The organism is Aestuariivivens insulae, from assembly GCF_022662195.1.
GTDB classification, from domain to species: domain Bacteria; phylum Bacteroidota; class Bacteroidia; order Flavobacteriales; family Flavobacteriaceae; genus Aestuariivivens; species Aestuariivivens insulae.
The window spans coordinates 118,165-140,592 of sequence record NZ_JAKMCS010000008.1 but is presented as its reverse complement, the minus strand read 5'-3'; the positions used below and the strand labels follow the sequence as shown (position 1 = coordinate 140,592).

Annotated in this window: 12 protein-coding genes; 9 read left to right on the top strand and 3 right to left on the bottom strand. The window is 39.4% G+C overall.

Going from position 1 to position 22,428, the window contains the following annotated elements:
* Positions 1-76: 76 nt before the first annotated feature.
* From MR062_RS17685 to uvrB, 4 genes are all read left to right on the top strand, one after another.
* Positions 77-3,649: a T9SS type B sorting domain-containing protein gene (locus tag MR062_RS17685; protein WP_242204325.1), complete on the top strand. Its 3,573-nt coding sequence runs from the start codon at positions 77-79 to the stop codon at positions 3,647-3,649.
* Positions 3,650-3,758: 109 nt separating this feature from the next.
* Positions 3,759-7,217: a lectin-like domain-containing protein gene (locus tag MR062_RS11340; RefSeq protein WP_242204324.1), complete on the top strand. Its 3,459-nt coding sequence runs from the start codon at positions 3,759-3,761 to the stop codon at positions 7,215-7,217.
* A gap of 266 nt (positions 7,218-7,483) precedes the next feature.
* A complete protein-coding gene (locus MR062_RS11335) occupies positions 7,484-12,601 on the top strand; it encodes a T9SS type B sorting domain-containing protein (protein ID WP_242204323.1) in 5,118 nt (1,705 codons plus the stop codon).
* A gap of 149 nt (positions 12,602-12,750) precedes the next feature.
* Complete coding sequence (uvrB, locus tag MR062_RS11330; RefSeq protein ID WP_242204322.1) at positions 12,751-14,754, top strand: excinuclease ABC subunit UvrB; 2,004 nt, start codon at positions 12,751-12,753, stop codon at positions 14,752-14,754.
* Positions 14,755-14,797: 43 nt separating this feature from the next.
* Here the strand turns inward: uvrB and MR062_RS11325 are convergent, their stop codons facing one another.
* A complete protein-coding gene (locus MR062_RS11325; protein WP_242204321.1) occupies positions 14,798-15,199 on the bottom strand; it encodes a TerB family tellurite resistance protein in 402 nt (133 codons plus the stop codon).
* A gap of 379 nt (positions 15,200-15,578) precedes the next feature.
* Between MR062_RS11325 and MR062_RS11320 the strand changes: the two genes are divergently transcribed.
* Positions 15,579-15,821 (top strand): DUF1456 family protein, encoded by a 243-nt coding sequence (locus MR062_RS11320; RefSeq protein ID WP_242204320.1) that lies wholly within the window; start codon positions 15,579-15,581, stop codon positions 15,819-15,821.
* A 33-nt stretch (positions 15,822-15,854) separates the two neighbouring features.
* On the opposite strand, the gene MR062_RS11315 is transcribed toward MR062_RS11320, so the two are convergent.
* Positions 15,855-16,199 (bottom strand): hypothetical protein, encoded by a 345-nt coding sequence (locus MR062_RS11315; RefSeq protein WP_242204319.1) that lies wholly within the window; start codon positions 16,197-16,199, stop codon positions 15,855-15,857.
* 139 nt (positions 16,200-16,338) lie between these two features.
* Positions 16,339-17,529 carry an ADP-forming succinate--CoA ligase subunit beta gene (gene sucC / locus MR062_RS11310; protein ID WP_242204318.1) on the bottom strand — a complete coding sequence of 397 codons (1,191 nt, stop codon included), beginning with the start codon at positions 17,527-17,529 and terminating at the stop codon, positions 16,339-16,341.
* 206 nt (positions 17,530-17,735) lie between these two features.
* Here sucC and lysA point away from each other — a divergent pair, with 206 nt between their 5' ends.
* The 4 genes from lysA to MR062_RS11290 all read left to right on the top strand — a co-directional run bounded on the left by lysA (position 17,736) and on the right by MR062_RS11290 (position 22,396).
* Complete coding sequence (gene lysA, locus MR062_RS11305) at positions 17,736-18,971, top strand: diaminopimelate decarboxylase (RefSeq protein ID WP_242204317.1); 1,236 nt, start codon at positions 17,736-17,738, stop codon at positions 18,969-18,971.
* Between the two features lie 156 nt (positions 18,972-19,127).
* Positions 19,128-19,571 (top strand): MarR family winged helix-turn-helix transcriptional regulator, encoded by a 444-nt coding sequence (locus MR062_RS11300; protein ID WP_242204316.1) that lies wholly within the window; start codon positions 19,128-19,130, stop codon positions 19,569-19,571.
* Between the two features lie 12 nt (positions 19,572-19,583).
* A complete protein-coding gene (locus MR062_RS11295; protein ID WP_242204315.1) occupies positions 19,584-21,992 on the top strand; it encodes a 3-hydroxyacyl-CoA dehydrogenase/enoyl-CoA hydratase family protein in 2,409 nt (802 codons plus the stop codon).
* Positions 21,993-22,045: 53 nt separating this feature from the next.
* On the top strand, positions 22,046-22,396 hold the full coding sequence (locus MR062_RS11290) for a four helix bundle protein (RefSeq protein ID WP_242204314.1): 351 nt from the start codon (positions 22,046-22,048) through the stop codon (positions 22,394-22,396).
* The last annotated feature ends 32 nt before the right edge of the window (positions 22,397-22,428 follow it).

Below are 22,428 nucleotides of genomic sequence, written 5' to 3'. Positions count from 1 at the left end.
ACAAAATTTTATCAAAATACACAACGGGTTAAGTACTTAATTATATATTTGTTAGCCAGTTTACTAAAAAAACAATGTGAAACCCAAAGCTATCAACACTCCATTTAAGTCCTTAATAAATATTCTGGTCTTTTTAATTTTTACCCAAATTTCCAATTCCCAATCGACATGTTCTTTAGGAAATCCTGTATTTATTGAAAACTTCGGCTCTGGAACCAATAGATTGGGTCCCTCTTTAAATCAAGACCCAAATACAAACGTACACCCAAATTATAGACCTGCTAGTTTATATACTTATGTAGGGTCTGGGTCTGTTTCATGGGACCAATATGGCATCATGAAAGACCCTAAAGATGCCGCACCTGGAGGTGCTGGGTGGAACGATAGCTTTCCCGATCATACAGGCAACCCCAATGGGTATTTATACTATTGCGATGCCAAGGAAGAGCTTAAGGTATTCTACGCCCAAAAAATTGATGGGCTATGCGAGGATATTGAATACGAGCTGTCTGCCTGGTTTGCCAAAACCAATGGTCCAAATTATTTTTTTGACCCTAATATTAAACTCATCATAGGCTTTACGGATATAAACGATCAAAGTATTGGTAGTATAGTTGACACTAATACCGGCCCTATTGAAGGTGTTGGAGCTAATAGGTGGCACCGCAAAAGCTTGGTGTTTACAGTACCCTCTGGTACAGAGAATATTTACTTTATGTTAAAAAACAATGTCTCGGGAACACAAGGGAATGATTTGGCAATAGACGATATAGAAGTAAGACCATGTGGTCCAAAAATAGACATCACTGATCAATTAACCAACAATGTCATAAACGACCAAAGCTATTGTCTTACAGACACAAATAATCAGCCCGTAAGCCTAACAGCCAATATACCTGCCAGCTTTGTAATGCAATGGCAAGCCTCTACTGAACTTGGCATATGGACAGACATCACAGGTGAAACATCCGGCACACTCAATTACACCATAGATTCGGGTAGCTTTCATCAACTAAGGCTCAAATTTGCCCATAATCCAGATAATTTACTCAACACCAACTGTCATTTCTTTTCAAGCCCAGTGTCCTATTATCGAACTTATGCCAATACTGCTCCTCCCATGCATTTGTGTGATGATGACAACAACAAAACCATGCCTTTCGATCTAACCTCACAAAGCGGCTTTATAAATACAACGGTAGGCATGACCATAAGCTTCCATGCTTCTAAGCCCGAAGCCGAAGCCGGCACCCCAGCCATCCCAACACCAAGTGCTTTTGAAAGCGGTAATGCCACCATTTTTGCCAGGGTACAAAACGATGCCAATACCAGTTGCTATGCCATATCCAGTTTTGGCTTGGAGGTCTATGACTCTGCATTCCCTTTAGGTCCAGATAGCATAGCGCCCATTAGCGAATGTGACGATTCGTCGGTTGGTTCCGATACCGATGGCTATAAGGTGTTCGACCTAACCCAACGGGAAACGGACATCCTTAACAACCAATCGGCCACAGACTTTACCCTATCCTATTTTACAGATGCTACTTTCTCCAGTCCAATAAGCGATCCCGCCAACTTCGAGAATACGGTCCAGGGAGGGCAGACCATCTATGTGCGCATGACCAATAATGCCTTTACCGATTGTTACGCCGATACGTCTTTTGAAATTGAGGTCTACAGCCTGCCCGTAACCTCGCCCCCCAGTACCTATACCCAATGCGATGACAGCAGTAACGATGGCCAGGCATATTTCAATCTAACCCTAGATTGGATCAAGGAAGAGATAAATCCCAATTACATTTCAGAGGGCCTAAGCTTTACCTATTACGAAGACCAAACTGAAGCCGAAAATGGAGGCACCAACATTGCAAACCCCGAAAGTTACCAAGACGGCCTTGGCTTTGCCACGGAAACCATTTGGATTAGGATAGAAAACCCTAACGGTTGCTCGCGTGTGGAGCCGTTGGATTTGGTGGTAAACCCTTCCAGTATTGCATTGGATAACTATAGCCCCAATCCGCTTTACCAATGTGACGATGGTTTGGACCAAAGGGATGGCATTGCCACCTTCGACCTGACCGATATACAAGACCATATCGAGACCACTATTTTTTCTACCATCAACGTAACGGCCCATTTTTATGAAAGCTACACAGATGCCGAACTGGAAATAAATGAAATTACAGATACCGATAACTATGAAAATATCACATCGCCCAGCCAGGACCTATGGGTACGCGTAAAGAGTGATCTGAACAACGATTGCTTAGGGCTAAAGGAATTCCCCGGCCTATTAAACGTAGAAGCCTTGCCAAAGGCCAATCCCGTAACGATAGGCAGACAGTGCGACCATGACACCAGCGATACCGTAATGAGCTATCCCTTCAATACATCGCTAGTGGAAAGCACCGTATTGGGAAGCCAAAACCCAGCAGACGTTAACATTAGGTATTTTGATGAATCGGGAGCCGAATTGTCAAGCCCTTTACCAAATCCTTTTTTGACAGAAGGCCAGACCATTACCATAGTGGTCACCAACAACAATACCCAAGACCCCGATGGCCCCTGTTCTGACGAAACCACACTGGAGTTCATAGTTGACGAACAGCCCATCATAGCAAGTCCTGTCCCACAACAAGTGGTATGCGATGGCGATGCCGGGGATGACGAGAATGATGGGATTTACCCTTTTGACACCTCCAACTTTAAGGGTACCGTACTGGGCTCCCAAACAATGGCTATCTATTTTGATTATATTGATGAAAATGGAACACCTGTAGCGGATAGCCCCTCCCTACCCAATCCATTAAACTCAAGCGACCAGACCATAGCCGTAAGGGTCATAAACCCCAATAACCTAGACTGTATAGCCACTACAACCATTGACCTTAAGGTAAACCCCCTACCCGATTTTTCAATTGTTGAAGAAGAGATCGTATGCACCTCGGATCCATCGTTTACGGTGCTGCTGGACCCAGATATAGCAAATCCATTAGATTACAACTATGAATGGGTTTTCGAAGATGGCATGGTACTTTCAAACGATAAGGCATTGCCTGTCTCCGAACCAGGGGATTATACCATCACCATTACCAACCCAACAACGCTTTGCCCACGCAACAAGACCGTTTCGGTAAAGGCTTCAGAAAAGGCCTCCATCACCCAGGACGACCTGACCATTGTGGATATTTCAGAGAACAATTCGGTGACCATTAACAACCCAGCTAGCTTGGGATCTGGAACCTATCAGTTTGCATTGGGATCCAAGGATGGTGAGGTGGTCTTCCCTTATCAGGACAGCAACGTGTTCAATAATGTAAGGGCGGGCATCTATACATTATTCGTCAAGGACGATATCTGTGGAACGACTGAGCTTGACCTCTATGTGGTGGGCTACAGAAAGTTCTTTACCCCAAATGGAGATGGCAGTAACGATTACTGGCAAATCCAGGGACTGAGTGCCCTACAGGCCAACAGCAATATCCATATCTATGACCGCTTTGGAAAACTGCTCAAACAGCTCGCTCCACTTTCACAGGGCTGGGACGGCACCTTTAATGGCACGCTCATGCCAACGGACGATTATTGGTTCAGTGTTGTACTTAGTGACGGTAGAAATTTCATGGGGCATTTTACTTTAAAGCGATAAAGCTTCATATGACGCCATTTTATAAATCAAGTTTAGTATATCAAAAAACTATTAAATGTTATGGCTTTGGTTTTAAAAACTTTACATTCACATTTTTAATATTCTAATAATGTCAAGAATTGTAATTTTATTCTCTCTTTGCCTCTGTTTTTACAGTCCAAAAGCTTTTGCCCAACTAAATGCCCAACTAATTGGCAATGCTGTTAACCAAGGGAATAATTGTTACCTTATAACGCCTGATGCCGTAAACCAATATGGAGCCGTATGGTATACCAATCAAATAGATTTTACAGAAGATTTTGAAATAGTTTTCGACGCCTACTTTGGTGTCAATAATGATAATGGTGCGGATGGAATAGCTCTTGTTTTTAAACCAAATTCAGTACCTGAATTGGGTGGTCTAGGTGGAGAAATTGGATATGGTGGAATTTCACATTCTCTAGCTGTAGAATTTGATACTTGGCAAAATACAGACTATAACGATCCTGCTGCAGATCATATTGGACTTATGATTAATGGAAACTCCAATCATAATTCAGATTTAGCGATCGCAGAATTACCCAATATTGAAAATGGAAAATTTCATGAAATAAAGTTTTCTTGGAATGCTACCACAAAAACCATAATAATAGCTAAAGATTGTGTTCAAGAAATAACCTATACTGGGGATATTGTCAACCTTGCCTTAAACGGAAATTCAATAGCCTATTTCGGATTTACTGGCTCTACCGGAGGTTTTAGTAATGAACAAAAAGTTTGTTTTAAACGTGTTACCTTTGTTAAACATTTAACCTTACAGAATCAAAATATTTGTATTGGAGATACTATAAATACTATAGATGCCACCGTTTCTGGGGCTGCTTCCTATAATTGGACACCAATTACAGGTGTTAGTGATCCCACATCCCCAAAACCAATTTTTTCCCCAACTTCTACAACAACCTATCAAGTAGAAATTACCGAACAATGTGGTAATATGTATACAGAAAGCTTTACGGTAGAGGTGCAGTCCATTCCTAATGCTGCCACTCCTCAAAATATAAAGGCCTGTGGTAATATTGATGGATTTGCAATATTTAATTTACTGGACAGGTATGATGATATTAAAGAAGCTCAAACAGATGTAACAGTTTCCTATCACACTTCGCTACCAAATGCACAAGCCGGCACCCCAGCCATCCCAACACCAAGTGCTTTTGAAAGCGGTAATGCCACCATTTTTGCCAGGGTGCAGAACGATGCCAATACCAGTTGCTATGCCATATCCAGTTTTGGCTTGGAGGTCTATGATTCTGCTTTTCCTTTAGGTCCAGATAGCATTGCTCCCATTAGCGAATGTGACGATTCGTCGGTTGGTTCCGATACCGATGGCTATAAGGTGTTCGATCTAACCCAACGGGAAACGGACATCCTTAACAACCAATCGGCCACAGACTTTACCCTATCCTATTTTACGGATGCTACTTTCTCCAGTCCAATAAGCGATCCCGCCAACTTCGAGAATACGGTCCAGGGAGGGCAGACCATCTATGTACGCATGACCAACAATGCCTTTACCGATTGTTACGCCGATACGTCTTTTGAAATTGAGGTCTACAGCTTGCCCGTAACCTCGCCCCCCAGTACCTATACCCAATGCGATGACAGCAGCAACGATGGCCAGGCATATTTCAATCTAACCCTGGATTGGATCAAGGAAGAGATAAACCCCAATTACATTGTTGAGGGCCTAAGCTTTACCTATTACGAAGACCAAACTGAAGCCGAAAATGGAGGCACCAACATTGCAAACCCCGAAAGTTACCAAGACGGCCTTGGCTTTGCCACGGAAACCATTTGGATTAGGATAGAAAACCCTAACGGTTGCTCGCGCGTGGAACCGTTGGATTTGGTGGTAAACCCTTCCAGTATTGCATTAGATAGCTATAGCCCCAATCCGCTTTACCAATGTGACGATGGTTTGGACCAAAGGGATGGCATTGCCACCTTCGACCTGACCGATATACAAGACCATATCGAGACCACTATTTTTTCTACCATCAACGTAACGGCCCATTTTTATGAAAGCTACACAGATGCCGAACTGGAAATAAATGAAATTACGGATACCGACAACTATGAAAACATCACATCGCCCAGCCAGGACCTATGGGGGCGCGTAAAGAGTGATCTGAACAACGATTGTTTAGGGCTAAAGGAATTCCCCGGCCTATTAAACGTAGAAGCCTTGCCAAAGGCCAATCCCGTAACGATAGGCAGACAGTGCGACCATGACACCAGCGATACCGTAATGAGCTATCCCTTCAATACATCGCTAGTGGAAAGCACCGTATTGGGAAGCCAAAACCCAGCAGACGTCAACATTAGATATTTTGATGAATCGGGAGCCGAATTGTCAAGCCCTTTACCAAATCCTTTTTTGACAGAAGGCCAGACCATTACCATAGTGGTCACCAACAACAATACCCAAGACCCCGATGGTCCCTGTTCTGACGAAACCACACTGGAGTTCAAAGTCGACGAACAGCCCATCATAGCGAGTCCTGTCCCACAACAAGTGGTATGCGATGGCGATGCCGGGGATGACGAGAATGATGGGATTTACCCTTTTGACACCTCCAACTTTAAGGGTACCGTTCTGGGTTCCCAAACAATGGCCATCTATTTTGATTATATTGATGAAAATGGAACACCTGTAGCGGACAGCCCCTCCCTACCCAATCCATTAAACTCAAGCGACCAGACCATAGCCGTAAGGGTCATAAACCCCAATAACCTAGACTGTATAGCCACTACAACCATTGACCTTAAGGTAAACCCCCTACCCGATTTTTCAATTGTTGAAGAAGAGATCGTATGCACCTCGGATCCATCGTTTACGGTGCTGCTGGACCCAGATATAACAAATCCATTAGATTACAACTATGAATGGGTTTTCGAAGATGGTACAGTACTTTCAAACGATAAGGCATTGCCTGTCTCCGAACCGGGGGTTTATACCATCACCATAACAAACAAAGCTACAGGTTGCCCACGCAACAAAACTGTTTCGGTCAAGGCTTCAGAAAGGGCCACAATCACGCAGGATGACCTTACCATTATAGATATTTCCGAGAACAACTCGGTGACCATTAACAACCCAGCTAGCTTGGGCTCTGGAGCCTATCAGTTTGCATTGGAATCCAAGGATGGCGAAGTGGTCTTCCCTTATCAGGACAGCAACGTGTTCAATAATGTAAGGGCGGGCATCTATACATTATTCGTCAAGGACGACATCTGTGGAACGACTGAGCTTGACGTCTATGTGGTGGGCTACAGGAAGTTCTTTACCCCCAATGGCGATGGCAGTAACGATTACTGGCAAATCAAGGGACTGAGTGCCCTACAGGCCAACAGCAATATCCATATCTATGACCGCTTTGGAAAACTGCTCAAACAGCTCGCTCCCCTTTCACAGGGTTGGGACGGCACCTTTAATGGCACGCTCATGCCAACGGACGATTATTGGTTCAGTGTTGTACTTAGTGACGGTAGAAATTTCATGGGACATTTTACTTTAAAGCGATAGTTTACTGTTAATTGAGAGTTAAACCAATAAATCCTAGGCTTTATTGTAAGAAAAAATAGTCTCAAAGATTCCATAATAACTTTTTTTTACATTTTCATCTAAAACCCTTAAACCTTTTGCTTTTAACCAAGTCAAACTAGTTTAAATATTTTACTTTAGTCTTTATTTCAATACTAAAACCATCCATTTTTAACAACTATTTTTGAGATCCTTAAATGCAACCATTCAAACTATTAAAATATATATCTGTTGTTATATGCCTTTTCATGACAAGTATTGGATTTGCCCAATTAAGTAAAACGCATTATATCCCTCCCTTAACAAGTTCGGAATTTGGTAACGCTAACCCCGAAGATCAATACCTATATATATCTACACCTAATACTTCCCAAGTCCCTTACACCATAATACCTGTCGGGCAACCTACATCCAACTATATCACAGGCATTGTTTTAAACACTACCCCCCAAGTAGAATATATTGGGACTGGTAACACCCAATTATTTGTTTCTTCCAACACGACAAGTACCATAACCAACAATAAAGGCTACATCATAGAAGCCGAAGCCCCTATCTACGTTTCAGTTCGTATGAATGCGGGGAGTGGTTCACAAGCTGGAGCCTTAGTAAGTAAAGGGCTATCGGCTCTTGATACAACATTTAGAGTGGGGACTTATACTAGTGAAAATCCACAAAGCAACTATTTAAGTTTTGTAGCTGTAATGGCTACAGAAGATGACACCGCAGTAACCTTTAGTGACCTTCCAACGGGGTTAATTATAAAAAACTATGCGGGTTCCACTCCTGTTTCCGTTAACCTAAACCGAGGAGAAAGTTATGTTTTGGCCATTAATGTTTTAGATAATGGCCCATCGGTCAACAACTTAATGGATGGCTTAATAGGCTCCCTTGTTTCATCCAGTAAACCCATTGTAGTAAATTGTGGGTCTACCAATGGAAGTTTCCATAACGGAAATGGCAGGGACTATGGAATAGACCAAATTGCTGGGCTTTCAAAAATCGGCAATAAATATATTTTTGTTAGGGGAAGTGGGGCTAATGATTGGGAAAATATTTTAATTGTGGCCCATACAGACAACACATCCATAACAATTAATGGAAGCCCTATTACAACCATAAATAAAGGAGAATACTATGTTATTGAAGGAAACTACTATAATACCAACGGTAACATGTATGTGGAAACCTCTTCAGATGTTTTTGCCTATCAGGGTGTTGGGTCTACTTCAGAAGCTAACCAAGGCATGTTTTTTGTGCCGCCCCTAAGTTGTGAAACTAGAGGAAATATTGATAATATTGCCAACATTGATAACATTGGAAATGTTAATTATACAGGCGGGGTTTCTATAGTCACCAAAACAGGAGCTACCGTTACAATAAACAACCTTCCCATTACCAATTTTTCAACTATCGGGCCAAGCACAGTAACGGGCAATGCAGATTATGTTACTTATAAAGTTACCGGGTTAACAGGGAATGTGTCTGTTCAAGGTGACGATGAATTGTATGTGGCTTACTTTAATGTGAATGGTGCGGCGACATCAGGAAGCTTTTATTCTGGTTTCCCAACAGCCCCAGAAATTAATTTTGATGCCCAGTTTGCAGCCTTGGGCAATTGTATTCCAAACATAACGCTTGAAGCGGCCAACACCCAAAATTTTGATTCCTATGAATGGTTCTTTGACGATGGCTCTGGTTTTAAGGTAATATCTTCAAACGTCCCTTCAATCACACCAAACCAACCTGGAAAATATAAATTAATTGGCACTATAAACTGCACTGGCGAAGTACTCGAATCGGTTGAAGTTCCTGTAAGCATTTGTCCTGATGATGTAGATAATGATGGGATTATTGATAACCTTGACATCGACAACGATAATGATGGGATTTTAAACTGTACCGAATCCAGAGGGGACGTAACCATCAACCTCACCAATTTAAACAACCCCATACTGGAGTTTCAAGATGCGTCTACCAATGCGTCCATAACAACAGGAATCTATACCACAACAAGCAGTTCTGGCGGTAACGTTTCCATAAATGGTAATACTCTAGGTAATTTCACCAGTACGGTAGACCCTGCTGCTAATGCTGAAGGTGACTACACCATGGCATTTACAGAATCAGTAAATGTTAAACTATCCGAAGACACCACCATAATACACACCGCCGTTGATGGCGAATATTTTGTTGTGAAAGTATTACCCGTAAACAAGAACATTACCTTGGTTGATCCAGATGATAGACTATTGGTTGATTCTAATTTTGATGGTCTGTTTGAAACCGGCATCACACAAATTTCGGGCTCTGAGATTCACTTTAAGGTTAATCCTTCCCCTAACGGAAATACGCCATATGCCTTTTATGCCAATCAGGTTGACGGATTTTCATTTGTCCACAGATTATCAAATCCATTAGCAAGTTCGACCTTTGAGGGGATGATATCCTTAACCTGTTTTACAAATGATAATGACAATGATGGTATTAAGGACGAATTGGATTTAGATAGTGATAATGATGGCATCCCTGATTTTATAGAACATACGGGAACCATCATTCCCATTACCCATAACGATATCAATTTAGATGGTTTGGACGATGCCTTTGATCCGCCCCTAACACCCATTGATACCGATGGAGATGGAATTCCAGATTTTTATGACTTGGATAGTGACAATGACGGTATATACGATTTAATCGAATCGGGACAATTAGGAACCTTATCAGATACAAATCTTGATGGTATTGAAGATGGTTCTTCTGTTGGTACAAATGGATGGGTAGATGCTGTAGAAACTAGTCCGGACAGTGGTGAAATAGGTTATACTTTAGCCGATACAGACGGAGAAAATATTTTTAACTACATCAGCTTAGATAGTGATGGCGATGGTTGTAGCGATGTGATTGAAGCTGGTTTTTCTGATGGTAATGCCGATGATTTACTTGGGGATAACCCCGTTATTACAGACGCTAATGGTTTAGTCACCAATCGTGTGGACGGTTATACCATCCCCAATGCAGATTATATAACCATTGCCCCTATTACCATAACAACACAGCCCATTGATACCACCATTTGTGAATCTTCTACTGATGTTATCTATGTGGTTTCTCCTGAAGCTGAAACTTACCAATGGGAAGTGAGTACCGATGGTGTTAGTTGGAATACCATTGTAGATGGTGCCAATTATAGTGGAGCTCAAACTAGCGATTTAAGTATTACAAATACGCCGCTAAGCTTTAATAACTACCTATATAGAGTGAAACTGGACAGAATTGGAAACTCATGTGGGTTATATTCCAATGAAATAGTCTTAACCGTAAATCCGTTACCTATAATAACATCACCCGTTTTATTAGTTCAGTGTGATGACGACAATCCAAGCACGTTAGGCTATAGTGCTTTTAACCTTACCGAGGCGAATGATGAAATTTCTGTCAATGCCGCAAATGAAACGTTTACCTATTTCACAACACAGCCTGCAGCAGAAAATGGGGATATAAATGTCCCTGAGTATATTTCAAACTATACAGCATACGAAAACCAAACCGTTAGCAATGACATAGTTTGGGCTCGTGTTGAAACCATAAATAGTTGTTCCATAGTTGCAGAAATTCAATTACAAGTTTCAACCACAGCCATACCAAACACATTCATTCGTGAGTTTTTTGAATGTGACGATTTTCTCGATACAAACGGCGACGATAATGCCAACAATGATGATAGGGACGGCATCTCCTTTTTCGATTTTAGTAGTGTAACAGCCGATATTTTAGCACAAATACCGCCTGGACAAAACCCTTTGCCACCACGTTACTATCGAAATGAAGCCGATGCCTTGGCCGAAGAGAATGAGATTACAGACATTGCCAATTACAGGAATATAGGATATCCCGGAACGCAACAAATCTATGTACGTATAGATAGTGCCATTGCAAACGATTGTTTGGGCTTAGGTCCGTATATTACATTACACGTAGAAGCCTTACCTGTTGCAAACCCAGTAACGATAGACAGACAATGTGACGATGGCTCTGATGGAACTACAGGTATCAATGACGGTATTCATAGCTTTGATACATCTATGGTTGAACCCTCCGTTTTGGGAAGCCAAAACCCTGCAGATGTAAATATTACCTATTTTGATGAAAACGGTAAGCCTCTTAAAGATTATTATGGTAACGATGTCACAAGTCCGTTGCCCAACAACCTAACAATGGCACCACAGACCATTACCATACTGGTCACCAATAACAACACCCAAGACCCCAATGGCCCCTGTTCTGACGAAACCACACTGGAGTTCAAAGTTGATGAACAGCCCATTATAGCGAGTCCTGTCCCACAACAAGTGGTATGTGATGGCGATGCCGGGGATATCGACAACGATGGGATCTACCCTTTTGACACCTCCAACTTTAAGGGTACCGTTCTGGGCTCCCAAACAATGGCTATCTATTTTGATTATATTGATGAAAATGGAACACCTGTAGCGGACAGCCCCTCCCTACCCAATCCATTAAACTCTGGCGACCAGACCATAGCCGTAAGGGTCATAAACCCAAATAACCTAAACTGTGTAGCCACTACAACCATTGAATTCAAGGTCAACCCCTTACCGGATTTTTCTATCGTTGAAGAAGAAATTGTATGCACCTCGGATCCAACCTTTACGGTGCTGCTGGACCCAGATATAGCAAACCCTTTGGATTATACCTATAAATGGGTTTTCGAAGATGGCACGGTACTTTCAAACGATAAGGCTTTGCCTGTCTCCGAACCAGGGGATTATACCATCACCATTACCAACCCAACAACGCTTTGCCCACGCAACAAGACCGTTTCGGTAAAGGCTTCAGAAAAGGCCACCATCACGCAGGACGACCTGACCATTGTGGATATTTCAGAGAACAATTCGGTGACCATTAACAACCCAGCTAGCTTGGGCTCTGGAACCTATCAGTTTGCATTGGAATCCAAGGATGGCGAAGTGGTCTTCCCTTATCAGGACAGCAACGTGTTCAATAATGTAAGGGCGGGCATCTATACATTATTCGTCAAGGACGACATCTGTGGAACGACTGAGATTGACGTCTATGTGGTGGGCTACAGAAAGTTCTTTACCCCAAATGGAGATGGCAGTAACGATTACTGGCAAATCCAGGGACTGAGTGCCCTACAGGCCAACAGCAATATCCATATCTATGACCGCTTTGGAAAACTGCTCAAACAACTGGCACCACTTTCACAGGGTTGGGATGGCACCTTTAATGGGACGCTCATGCCAACGGACGATTACTGGTTCAGTGTTGTACTTAGTGACGGTAGAAATTTCATAGGGCATTTCTCTTTGAAACGATAAGGCCTAATTTAACAACCTAAGAATTTCAAATCCCAGCAACTTTAAGTAATTTAGTCCTATAAAAGTGAAATGAATTCTAAAAACTTGAAGTGCCTAAAGTTCTAAGTACTTATAACTCCAAGTACTTTAGACACTTAAAACTTAAATGCATGCGATTTAAAATAGAATCAGACTTCAGTCCAACTGGCGATCAACCAGAAGCGATAAAGCAACTCACTGAAGGTATTATTTCTAATGAGAAATATCAGACCTTGCTGGGAGTTACGGGGTCTGGAAAAACATTTACCATTGCCAATGTTGTTGAAGAAGTACAACGACCAACATTGGTTTTGGCCCATAATAAAACTTTGGCAGCCCAGTTATATTCAGAGTTCAAGCAGTTTTTTCCAAACAATGCGGTGGAATACTTTGTGTCCTATTACGATTATTACCAACCCGAAGCTTACATCCCGGTTACCGGAGTTTATATAGAAAAAGATTTGTCTATAAACGAGGAAATAGAAAAAATGCGGTTAAGTACCACGTCTTCCCTGCTTTCTGGACGACGGGATGTGTTAGTGGTAGCTTCAGTATCCTGTCTATATGGTATTGGCAACCCGATAGAGTTTCAAAAAAACGTCATTACCTTAAAACGGGATCAGGTCATTTCAAGAACCCAATTACTGCATCAGTTAGTGCAAAGTTTATATTCTCGAACAGAGGCCGAATTTAAACATGGTAATTTCAGAATAAAAGGCGATACAGTAGATATTTTTCCTAGCTACGCCGACGATGCTTTTCGTATCCATTTTTTTGGTGATGAAATTGAAGAAATTGAATCCTTCAACATCCAAACTAATCAAGTTGTTGAAAAATACGACCGACTGAATATCTATCCTGCCAATATGTTTGTAACATCTCCTGAAGTTTTACAAAATGCCATAAAAGACATACAGGATGATTTAGTAAAACAACACGATTATTTTAAAGAGATAGGCAAACACTTAGAAGCAAAACGCTTAAAGGAACGCACCGAATTTGATTTGGAAATGATCCGTGAATTGGGCTACTGCTCGGGTATTGAGAATTACTCAAGGTATTTAGATGGAAGACCAGCGGGTACACGACCGTTCTGCTTATTGGATTATTTTCCAGATGACTTTTTAATGGTAATAGATGAAAGTCACGTAACCATCTCCCAAGTCCATGCCATGTATGGAGGTGACCGTAGCAGAAAGGAAAACCTAGTGGAATATGGTTTTAGATTACCGGCTGCAATGGATAACCGTCCTTTAAAGTTTGAGGAGTTTGAAGCCTTACAAAACCAAGTTATTTATGTGAGTGCCACGCCAGCCGACTACGAACTACAAAAAACCGATGGTATTTATGTTGAACAAGTGATTCGCCCAACCGGACTTTTAGATCCCGAAATCGAAGTTCGTCCCAGTTTAAACCAAATTGACGATTTAATAGAAGAAATCCAGTTACGCGTTGAAAAAGACGAACGCACATTAGTAACCACCCTAACCAAGCGTATGGCCGAGGAGTTAACCAAATATCTTGAAAGGATTCAGGTGCGCTGTCGCTATATCCATAGTGATGTAGACACATTAGAGCGTGTCGAAATCATGCAGGATTTACGCAAAGGGCTGTTTGATGTGTTGGTGGGTGTTAATTTACTTCGTGAAGGATTGGATTTACCTGAAGTGTCCCTTGTGGCCATTTTAGATGCCGATAAAGAAGGTTTCTTACGATCGGCACGCTCACTGACCCAAACTGTGGGAAGGGCGGCCAGAAACCTTAATGGTAAGGCTATTATGTATGCCGATACCATTACCAAAAGCATGCAAAGAACAATTGACGAAACCAATTATAGACGTGAAAAGCAAATCGCTTATAATACGGCCAATAACATTACCCCTAGGGCGCTTAACAAAAGCTTGGATAATGCCCTGTCAAAAAACTCGGTAAGTACTTATAGTTATGAATTAGTAGCAGCAAAAGCAGCTGAACCAGAGAGTGAGTACCTTACCAAACCAGAATTGGAAAAGAAAATTAGGGACAAACGAAAATTAATGGAGGAAGCCGCTAAAGCTTTAGATTTTATCACCGCAGCAAAACTACGGGACGACATTAAGCTATACCAAAATAAAATAGAAGCGCTAAAAGTTTAAAATCCCTTTAGCGCTTCCAAATTAGAATTCAAACCAATAAATACTAATTATATTGTGTTTTAAAAATATCTATAAGTACGTCTGGTGGTACAATTTTATTCGGAAAACTTTCCATTAAATAAAGTACTTTACTAATCGACTCATGGCTCAACCCCATTCGTAGACCAAAATTATATAGTTTTATTGCTCCAGATCTTGAGCTCTCACTATCTATATTCATTAAAAGTACCAGTCTATGGAACTGTACAATACGTTCGCTATGAGATTTTAAATGAGTATAAGTTACAGGGTGTTCTATTAAATAATCAAAATCTTCGCGGGCAATATCCAACTGTTTTGCTACACCCAAAAGAAAGTTATACTCAATATTATTAATCTCTTTGTCATACTTCGCAAATGCTATCATTTCAGAAAGTAAGCTCAATTTTTCAACTCTATTAATCATTTTGAGGAGGATTAATTAATTATACTATAAAGATACTCAAAACCTTACATTTATAATCGTTGATATAATGTATCTCATCGAAAACAGAGACGCACTTTATCGCCATTTTTTATAACTTTATCAAAGAAAATAAAAATGAGGGCTAGGAAAACCGATATCTTTTTGCTACTTAACACCCATTTCATCAAAACCAAAAGCGTTTTAATTATCTGATTTTCAACAATATAAATATTATTGAATTTTAAATCACTTTAACCTCTTAAATAATTTTATTGAAGTATCTTTGAAAAATTCTAAAAATTCTAAAAATTCTAGAAAGCGTCGATTTTATTCAGATAGTGATAAAAACTCGACATAGAACTAATAGAGGTTCATAAAAATGACAAATAACGATATATTAAAAAAATTGCGTGTAGCGCTCAAATTAAAGGACAGCGATATTGTGGACATTCTAAAGCTTGTTGACTTTAGGATTTCCAAAAGCGAATTAGGTGCTTTTTTTAGAAAGGAAGACCATCCTAAATATGTAGAATGTGGCGATCAAATTTTAAGGAATTTTTTAAATGGCCTGGTTATCCATATGCGTGGCCCCATGCCCAAAAAAGAAAAGCCCTTAAAATAAATTAAGAGCTTCATTTTACTTTTTTTAAATCTTCTATAATTGTGCTTCTAACTTCACAGGAATAACATACCTTTTTCCTTGTTGGACACTTTTCGTTTTTACTTTACTATAATTCAATCTGGATTTTATAAATTCTTCCAATACTAATGATTCAGAGTTTACGGTTAAAACAACAATCTCGTTCTTGGAATTAATAGTAAAATAGACTTTGGCCATCACGTCTTCTTCTACTAACAAATTAGACTTGCTTAAAAGCTGTTGAATTTCAACTGCAATTGTTTTCCCTTTAGGATTTTCATGTTCTGGATTAGTGGATGCTAATCCCAAATTTACACTTGCCAGAATTGCCAGTACCGATAATAATTTAATTGTTTTCATAGTTTTTCGTTTCATTTTTTGTTTAAATAATTACTTATTATTTTCACTCCAAAACTATGCAACAAAAAAGAGTAGTGCTTTACACTACTCTTAATAAAATTGTACTTATATGTTAAGAATCTATAGTCTAATATTAAGCCTAAGCTAATACTTGCTGTACTTTATCTGCAGCTTCCTGGAATTCGGTTGCACTTAGTACATCTAATCCAGAATTGTCAATTAATTCTTTTGCGATATCGGCATTAGTTCCTTGTAACCTAACAATGATAGGCACATTGATGTTACCCATATTTTTGTAAGCATCAATAACACCTTGGGCCACACGGTCGCAACGTACAATACCTCCAAAAATGTTAATTAAAATAGCTTTTACAGCAGGGTCTTTCAATATAATTTTAAAAGCGGCTTCAACTCTAGCGGCATCTGCGGTACCACCAACATCCAAAAAGTTGGCGGGCTCCCCTCCTGCTTGTTTAATTAAATCCATAGTTGCCATAGCCAATCCTGCTCCATTAACCATACAACCTACATTACCATCAAGGTCGACATAGTTTAGGCCAACTTCCTTAGCTTCAACCTCAACAGGATTTTCTTCACGTAAATCCCTTAGTTCGGCATAATCCTTATGGCGGTATAGTGCATTATCATCAATCGTAACTTTAGCATCAACGGCCATGATTTTATTATCGCTGGTCTTTAACACTGGGTTGATTTCAAATAACGAAGAATCCGATTTCACATACGCTGTATATAAAGCGGTAACGAATTTGGTCATTTCCTTAAAAGCCACGCCAGACAATCCTAAATTAAAAGCCACACGTCTTGCTTGAAATGGCATAAAACCGATAGTTGGATCTATTTCTTCAGTAAATATTAAATGTGGCGTTTCTTCAGCAACAGTTTCAATATCCATTCCACCTTCAGTAGAATACATAATCATATTGCGTCCATTCGCTCTATTCAATAAAACAGACATGTAAAACTCACTGGTTTCACTCTCACCAGGATAATAAACATCTTCAGCTACTAATACTTGATGCACCTTTTTTCCTTCAGCAGATGTTTGAGGTGTAACCAAGTTCATTCCTATAATTTGTCCTGCTAACTCTTCTACTTCCTGCAAATTCTTGGCAAGCTTAACACCGCCTCCTTTACCACGTCCTCCTGCATGAACTTGTGCCTTTATAACATGCCAACCCGTACCGGTTTCTTCTGTTAATTGTTTTGCTGCTTCTACGGCTTCACTTGCGTTCTGTGCTACAATACCACGTTGAATACGCACTCCAAAACTACTTAATATTTCCTTACCTTGATATTCGTGTAAATTCATAATTTGCTTAATAATTTAAGATGTGCAAATGTAAATAATAGCTTGTAATTAGACTAATGTTTTTATAAAGAATAAACGCTTTCAATTAATTTGAAAAAAATATTCCTTGTTATATAATTAACATTTTGTTTATTATGTATAATTTTGTGTTATTTATTTTCAATTATAAAGTAAAGAAATATCTTTGCATAAAATTTAAGATACTTATGACTAATAGTCAATTATTACATATAGCGAAGGATTTTGGAAGTCCTGTATATGTTTACGATGCAGAAAAGATTACATCACAATACAATCGTTTAACCAATGCGTTTAAAGGGGTTAAAAAACTAAAGGTAAATTATGCTGTAAAAGCATTATCAAATATATCGGTACTTAAGTTATTAAAAACTTTAGGATCTGGGATTGACACTGTTTCCATACAGGAAGTTAATTTGGGCTTGGCAGCAGGTTTTAAACCAGAACAGATTATTTTTACGCCTAATGGTGTATCGTTGGCAGAAATTGAAGAAGCTTCAAAACTTGGTGTTCAAATAAATATTGACAACCTATCTATTTTAGAGCAATTTGGCACAAAGTATCCAGAGACTCCGGTTTGCATTCGTATTAATCCGCATGTCATGGCTGGAGGCAACAGTAATATTTCTGTAGGGCATATCGATTCCAAATTTGGTATTTCCATTCACCAAATTCCACATTTATTACGTATTGTTGAAAACACCAAAATGACCATTAACGGCATACATATGCATACTGGTAGTGATATATTGGATATTGACGTTTTCCTTTACGCCAGTGAAATTTTATTTGAAACCGCTAAACAGTTCAAAAATTTAGAGTTTATCGATTTTGGATCAGGTTTTAAAGTACCTTATAAAGAAGGGGATATTGAAACTAATATTGAAGAGTTAGGTAAAAAACTGTCTGAAAGATTTAATAACTTCTGCAAAGATTATGGTAAAGAATTAACTTTAGCCTTTGAGCCAGGTAAATTTTTGGTTAGTGAAGCTGGAACGTTTTTAACCCAGGTAAATGTTGTAAAACAAACCACATCTACCGTATTTGCCCAAGTTGATTCTGGTTTTAACCATTTGATACGCCCTATGCTTTATGGTTCACACCACGATATAATAAACATATCAAATCCAAATGGACGTGAACGTTTTTATACCGTTGTAGGTTATATCTGTGAAACAGACACATTTGGCAACAATAGAAGGATAAAGGAAATTAATGAAGGCGATATCTTAGCCTTTAAAAATGCTGGTGCCTACTGTTTTTCTATGTCAAGCAACTATAACTCACGCTATCGCCCCGCAGAAGTATTATGGCATAACAAGAAAGCGCATTTAATTAGAAAACGTGAAACATTTGATGATATTTTAAAAAATCAAGTTGAAATTGATTTTGAAAAAACCAAAGCTCCTATTTTGGCTAAATAATCAAGCTTTTGTTAAATCCAAAAAAATGCTCAATTCATTTAATTGAGCATTTTTTTTTGTCATTATTTTTTAACAAATTTGACTCTCCTTTTTTTAGTAATTTATTATGCATGCATAATAAATTTTATTATATTTGGGCTCACCAACTAATTAAACATGAAAGATAAGACCATAGACTACATATTACGTACAACTTGGCTTACCGTACAAAAAATGTATAATGAAGAAGCAGCTAAATTTGATAGTACCATGGCTACTGGCTTCACCTTATTAAGCATAGATCCCGAAAAAGGTACCCCATCTACAGCCTTAGGGCCTAAAATGGGCATGGAAGCCACCAGTCTATCCAGAATATTAAAATCTATGGAGGAAAGAGGGCTTATAGAACGACGCCCCAATCCAGAGGACGGTCGAGGCGTATTAATATACTTAACCGAATTTGGTAAGGAAAAAAGAGACTATTCTAGAGAAAAGGTACTTACCTTTAATGATGCTGTAAGAAATAACATTTCGGAAGAAAAAATAGAACACTTTTATGAAGTTGCCGAATTGATTGTCGACATGATTGCTAATAAAAAAATTTACGACCAAAATCAATAATTGCTAAAAGAAATGAGCAAACGTAGAATTAAAAAAGTAGCCATAATAGGTTCTGGAATAATGGGAAGTGGTATCGCTTGCCACTTTGCCAATATTGGTGTAGAAGTACTTCTATTGGATATTGTACCAAGGGAATTAAATGAAAATGAAAAAGCCAAGGGGCTTACTTTAAATGATAAAGTAGTAAGAAACCGATTGGTTAATGAGGCCTTGGCAAAAGCCCTTAAATCTAGCCCCTCTCCTATTTACCATCAAAAATTTGCCAGTAGGATAACCACTGGTAATTTAGAAGACGATATCGCTAAAGTTGCCCATGTTGATTGGATTATGGAAGTTGTTGTAGAACGACTCGATATAAAAAAGCAAGTCTTTGAAAAACTGGAACAATACAGAACACCTGGAACTTTAATCACCAGTAATACATCGGGTATCCCTATTAAATTTATGAGTGAAGGCAGAAGTGACGACTTTCAAAGACACTTTTGTGGCACTCACTTCTTCAATCCAGCACGTTACCTAAAATTATTTGAAATTATACCAGGACCTGAAACGTCCCAGGACGTATTGGACTTCCTTAACGGTTATGGCGAGCAATTTCTTGGCAAGACTGCGGTTGTCGCAAAAGACACCCCTGCATTTATCGGCAATAGAATTGGAATTTTTAGCATTATGAGTCTATTTCATATTGTTAAAGATATGGAATTGACCATAGAAGAAGTGGATAAACTTACCGGTCCCGTTATCGGTCGTCCTAAATCAGCCACCTTTAGAACAGTAGACGTAGTGGGCTTGGATACATTAGTCCACGTGGCCAATGGTATCGCCGAAAATTGTAAAAAAGATGAACGTATAGAACTCTTTAACCTTCCCGATTTCATTAATACCATGATGGAAAACAAATGGTTTGGTAGCAAATCTGGGCAAGGATTTTACAAAAAACAAGTTACTGAAGATGGCAAAAAGGAAATACTATCGTTAGACTTAAATACTCTGGAATATCGCTCGGCAAATAAAGCAAAGTTTGCAACCTTAGAATTAACGAAATCAGTCGATAAAGTTATAGACCGCTTTAGCATCCTAGTAAACGGAAAAGATAAAGCTGGCACCTTTTACAGAAAAACGTTTGCGGCTTTGTTCGCTTATGTTTCACATCGTATTCCAGAAATATCAGACGACATTTACAAAATAGACGATGCCATGAAAGCTGGGTTCGGCTGGGAACATGGCCCCTTTCAAATTTGGGATACTATAGGTATTGACAAGGGTATTGAACTCATAAAAGCCGAAAACTTGGAGGTTGCCTCTTGGATAAACGATATGGTTACTTCAGGAAATACGTCATTTTATGCAGTAAAAAATGGCGCTACTTATGTCTATGATATTGCTAAAAAATCGCAAGAAAAGGTTCCTGGTCAAGATGCGTTTATCATATTGGATAATATTAGAAAAACCAATGAAGTATATAAAAATTCCGAAGTTGTTATTGAAGATTTAGGCGACGGCATTTTAAATTGTGAATTCCAGTCGAAAATGAATACCATTGGCGGCGATGTACTTGCAGGATTAAACAAAGCAATAGATTTAGCAGAACAGAATTTCGAGGGATTAGTTGTTGGTAACCAAGGCGCCAATTTCTCAGTTGGTGCCAATATTGGTATGATCTTTATGTTAGCCGTAGAGCAGGAATACGACGAATTGAATGCAGCCATCAAGTACTTTCAAGATACCATGATGCGCATGCGCTACTCATCAATCCCTACCATATCTGCGCCACATGGCCTATCTCTTGGAGGTGCATGTGAGCTTTCCATGCATGCCGATAAAGTAGTTGCTGCCGCAGAAACCTATATGGGATTGGTTGAATTTGGCGTTGGTGTTATTCCTGGTGGCGGAGGCTCGAAAGAAATGGCCTTAAGGGCATCGGATACCTTTAGAAAAGGTGATGTCGAACTGAATGTTTTACAAGAATACTTTTTAACCATAGGCATGGCCAAAGTATCTACATCGGCTTATGAAGCATTCGATTTGGGAGTACTACAAAAAGGAAAAGATGTTGTCGTGGTTAACAAAGATCGCCAAATTGCCACGGCCAAAGCTTATGCCAAATTAATGGCAGAAACAGGCTATACGAAACCTGTAAAACGTAGTGACGTTAAAGTTTTAGGCAAACAGGCATTAGGTATGTTCTTAGTGGGTACCGATGCTATGGAAGCCAGCAATTATATAAGCGAACACGACCAAAAAATTGCCAATAAACTAGCCTATGTTATGGCAGGTGGCGATTTATCGGAGCCAACATTGGTAAGCGAACAATATTTATTGGATATAGAGCGCGAAGCATTTTTAAGTTTATGTACAGAACGCAAAACCTTAGAACGTATACAGCATATGCTGAAAACGGGGAAACCGCTTCGTAACTAATTACGAAGTGTATTTAGTAGAAAGTATTAAGTATAAAGACAAAACTAAAAGTTATGCACAGATTTGAAGAACTAAAAATATGGCAGAAAGCAATGGATATAACCGAAAACTGTTATAGGATTTCTGAAAATTTCCCGAAAGAAGAAAAATACGGATTAACATCTCAATTAAGGAGAAGTGCAATTTCTATCCCCTCAAATATAGCTGAAGGAGCAGGAAGAAACTCCAACGGAGAATTCAAACAATTTTTAGGAATAGCTAATGGTTCTTCATTTGAACTATTAACACAACTGTATTTATCAAAACGACTAAATCTAACAACAGAAGAAAAGCTAAGACCAATAATCAATGAAATAGTTGAAGTCACAAAAATGAACTTTGCACTTCAAAATTCCCTGAAATAGTCATAATACTTCGTACTTAATACCAAATACTT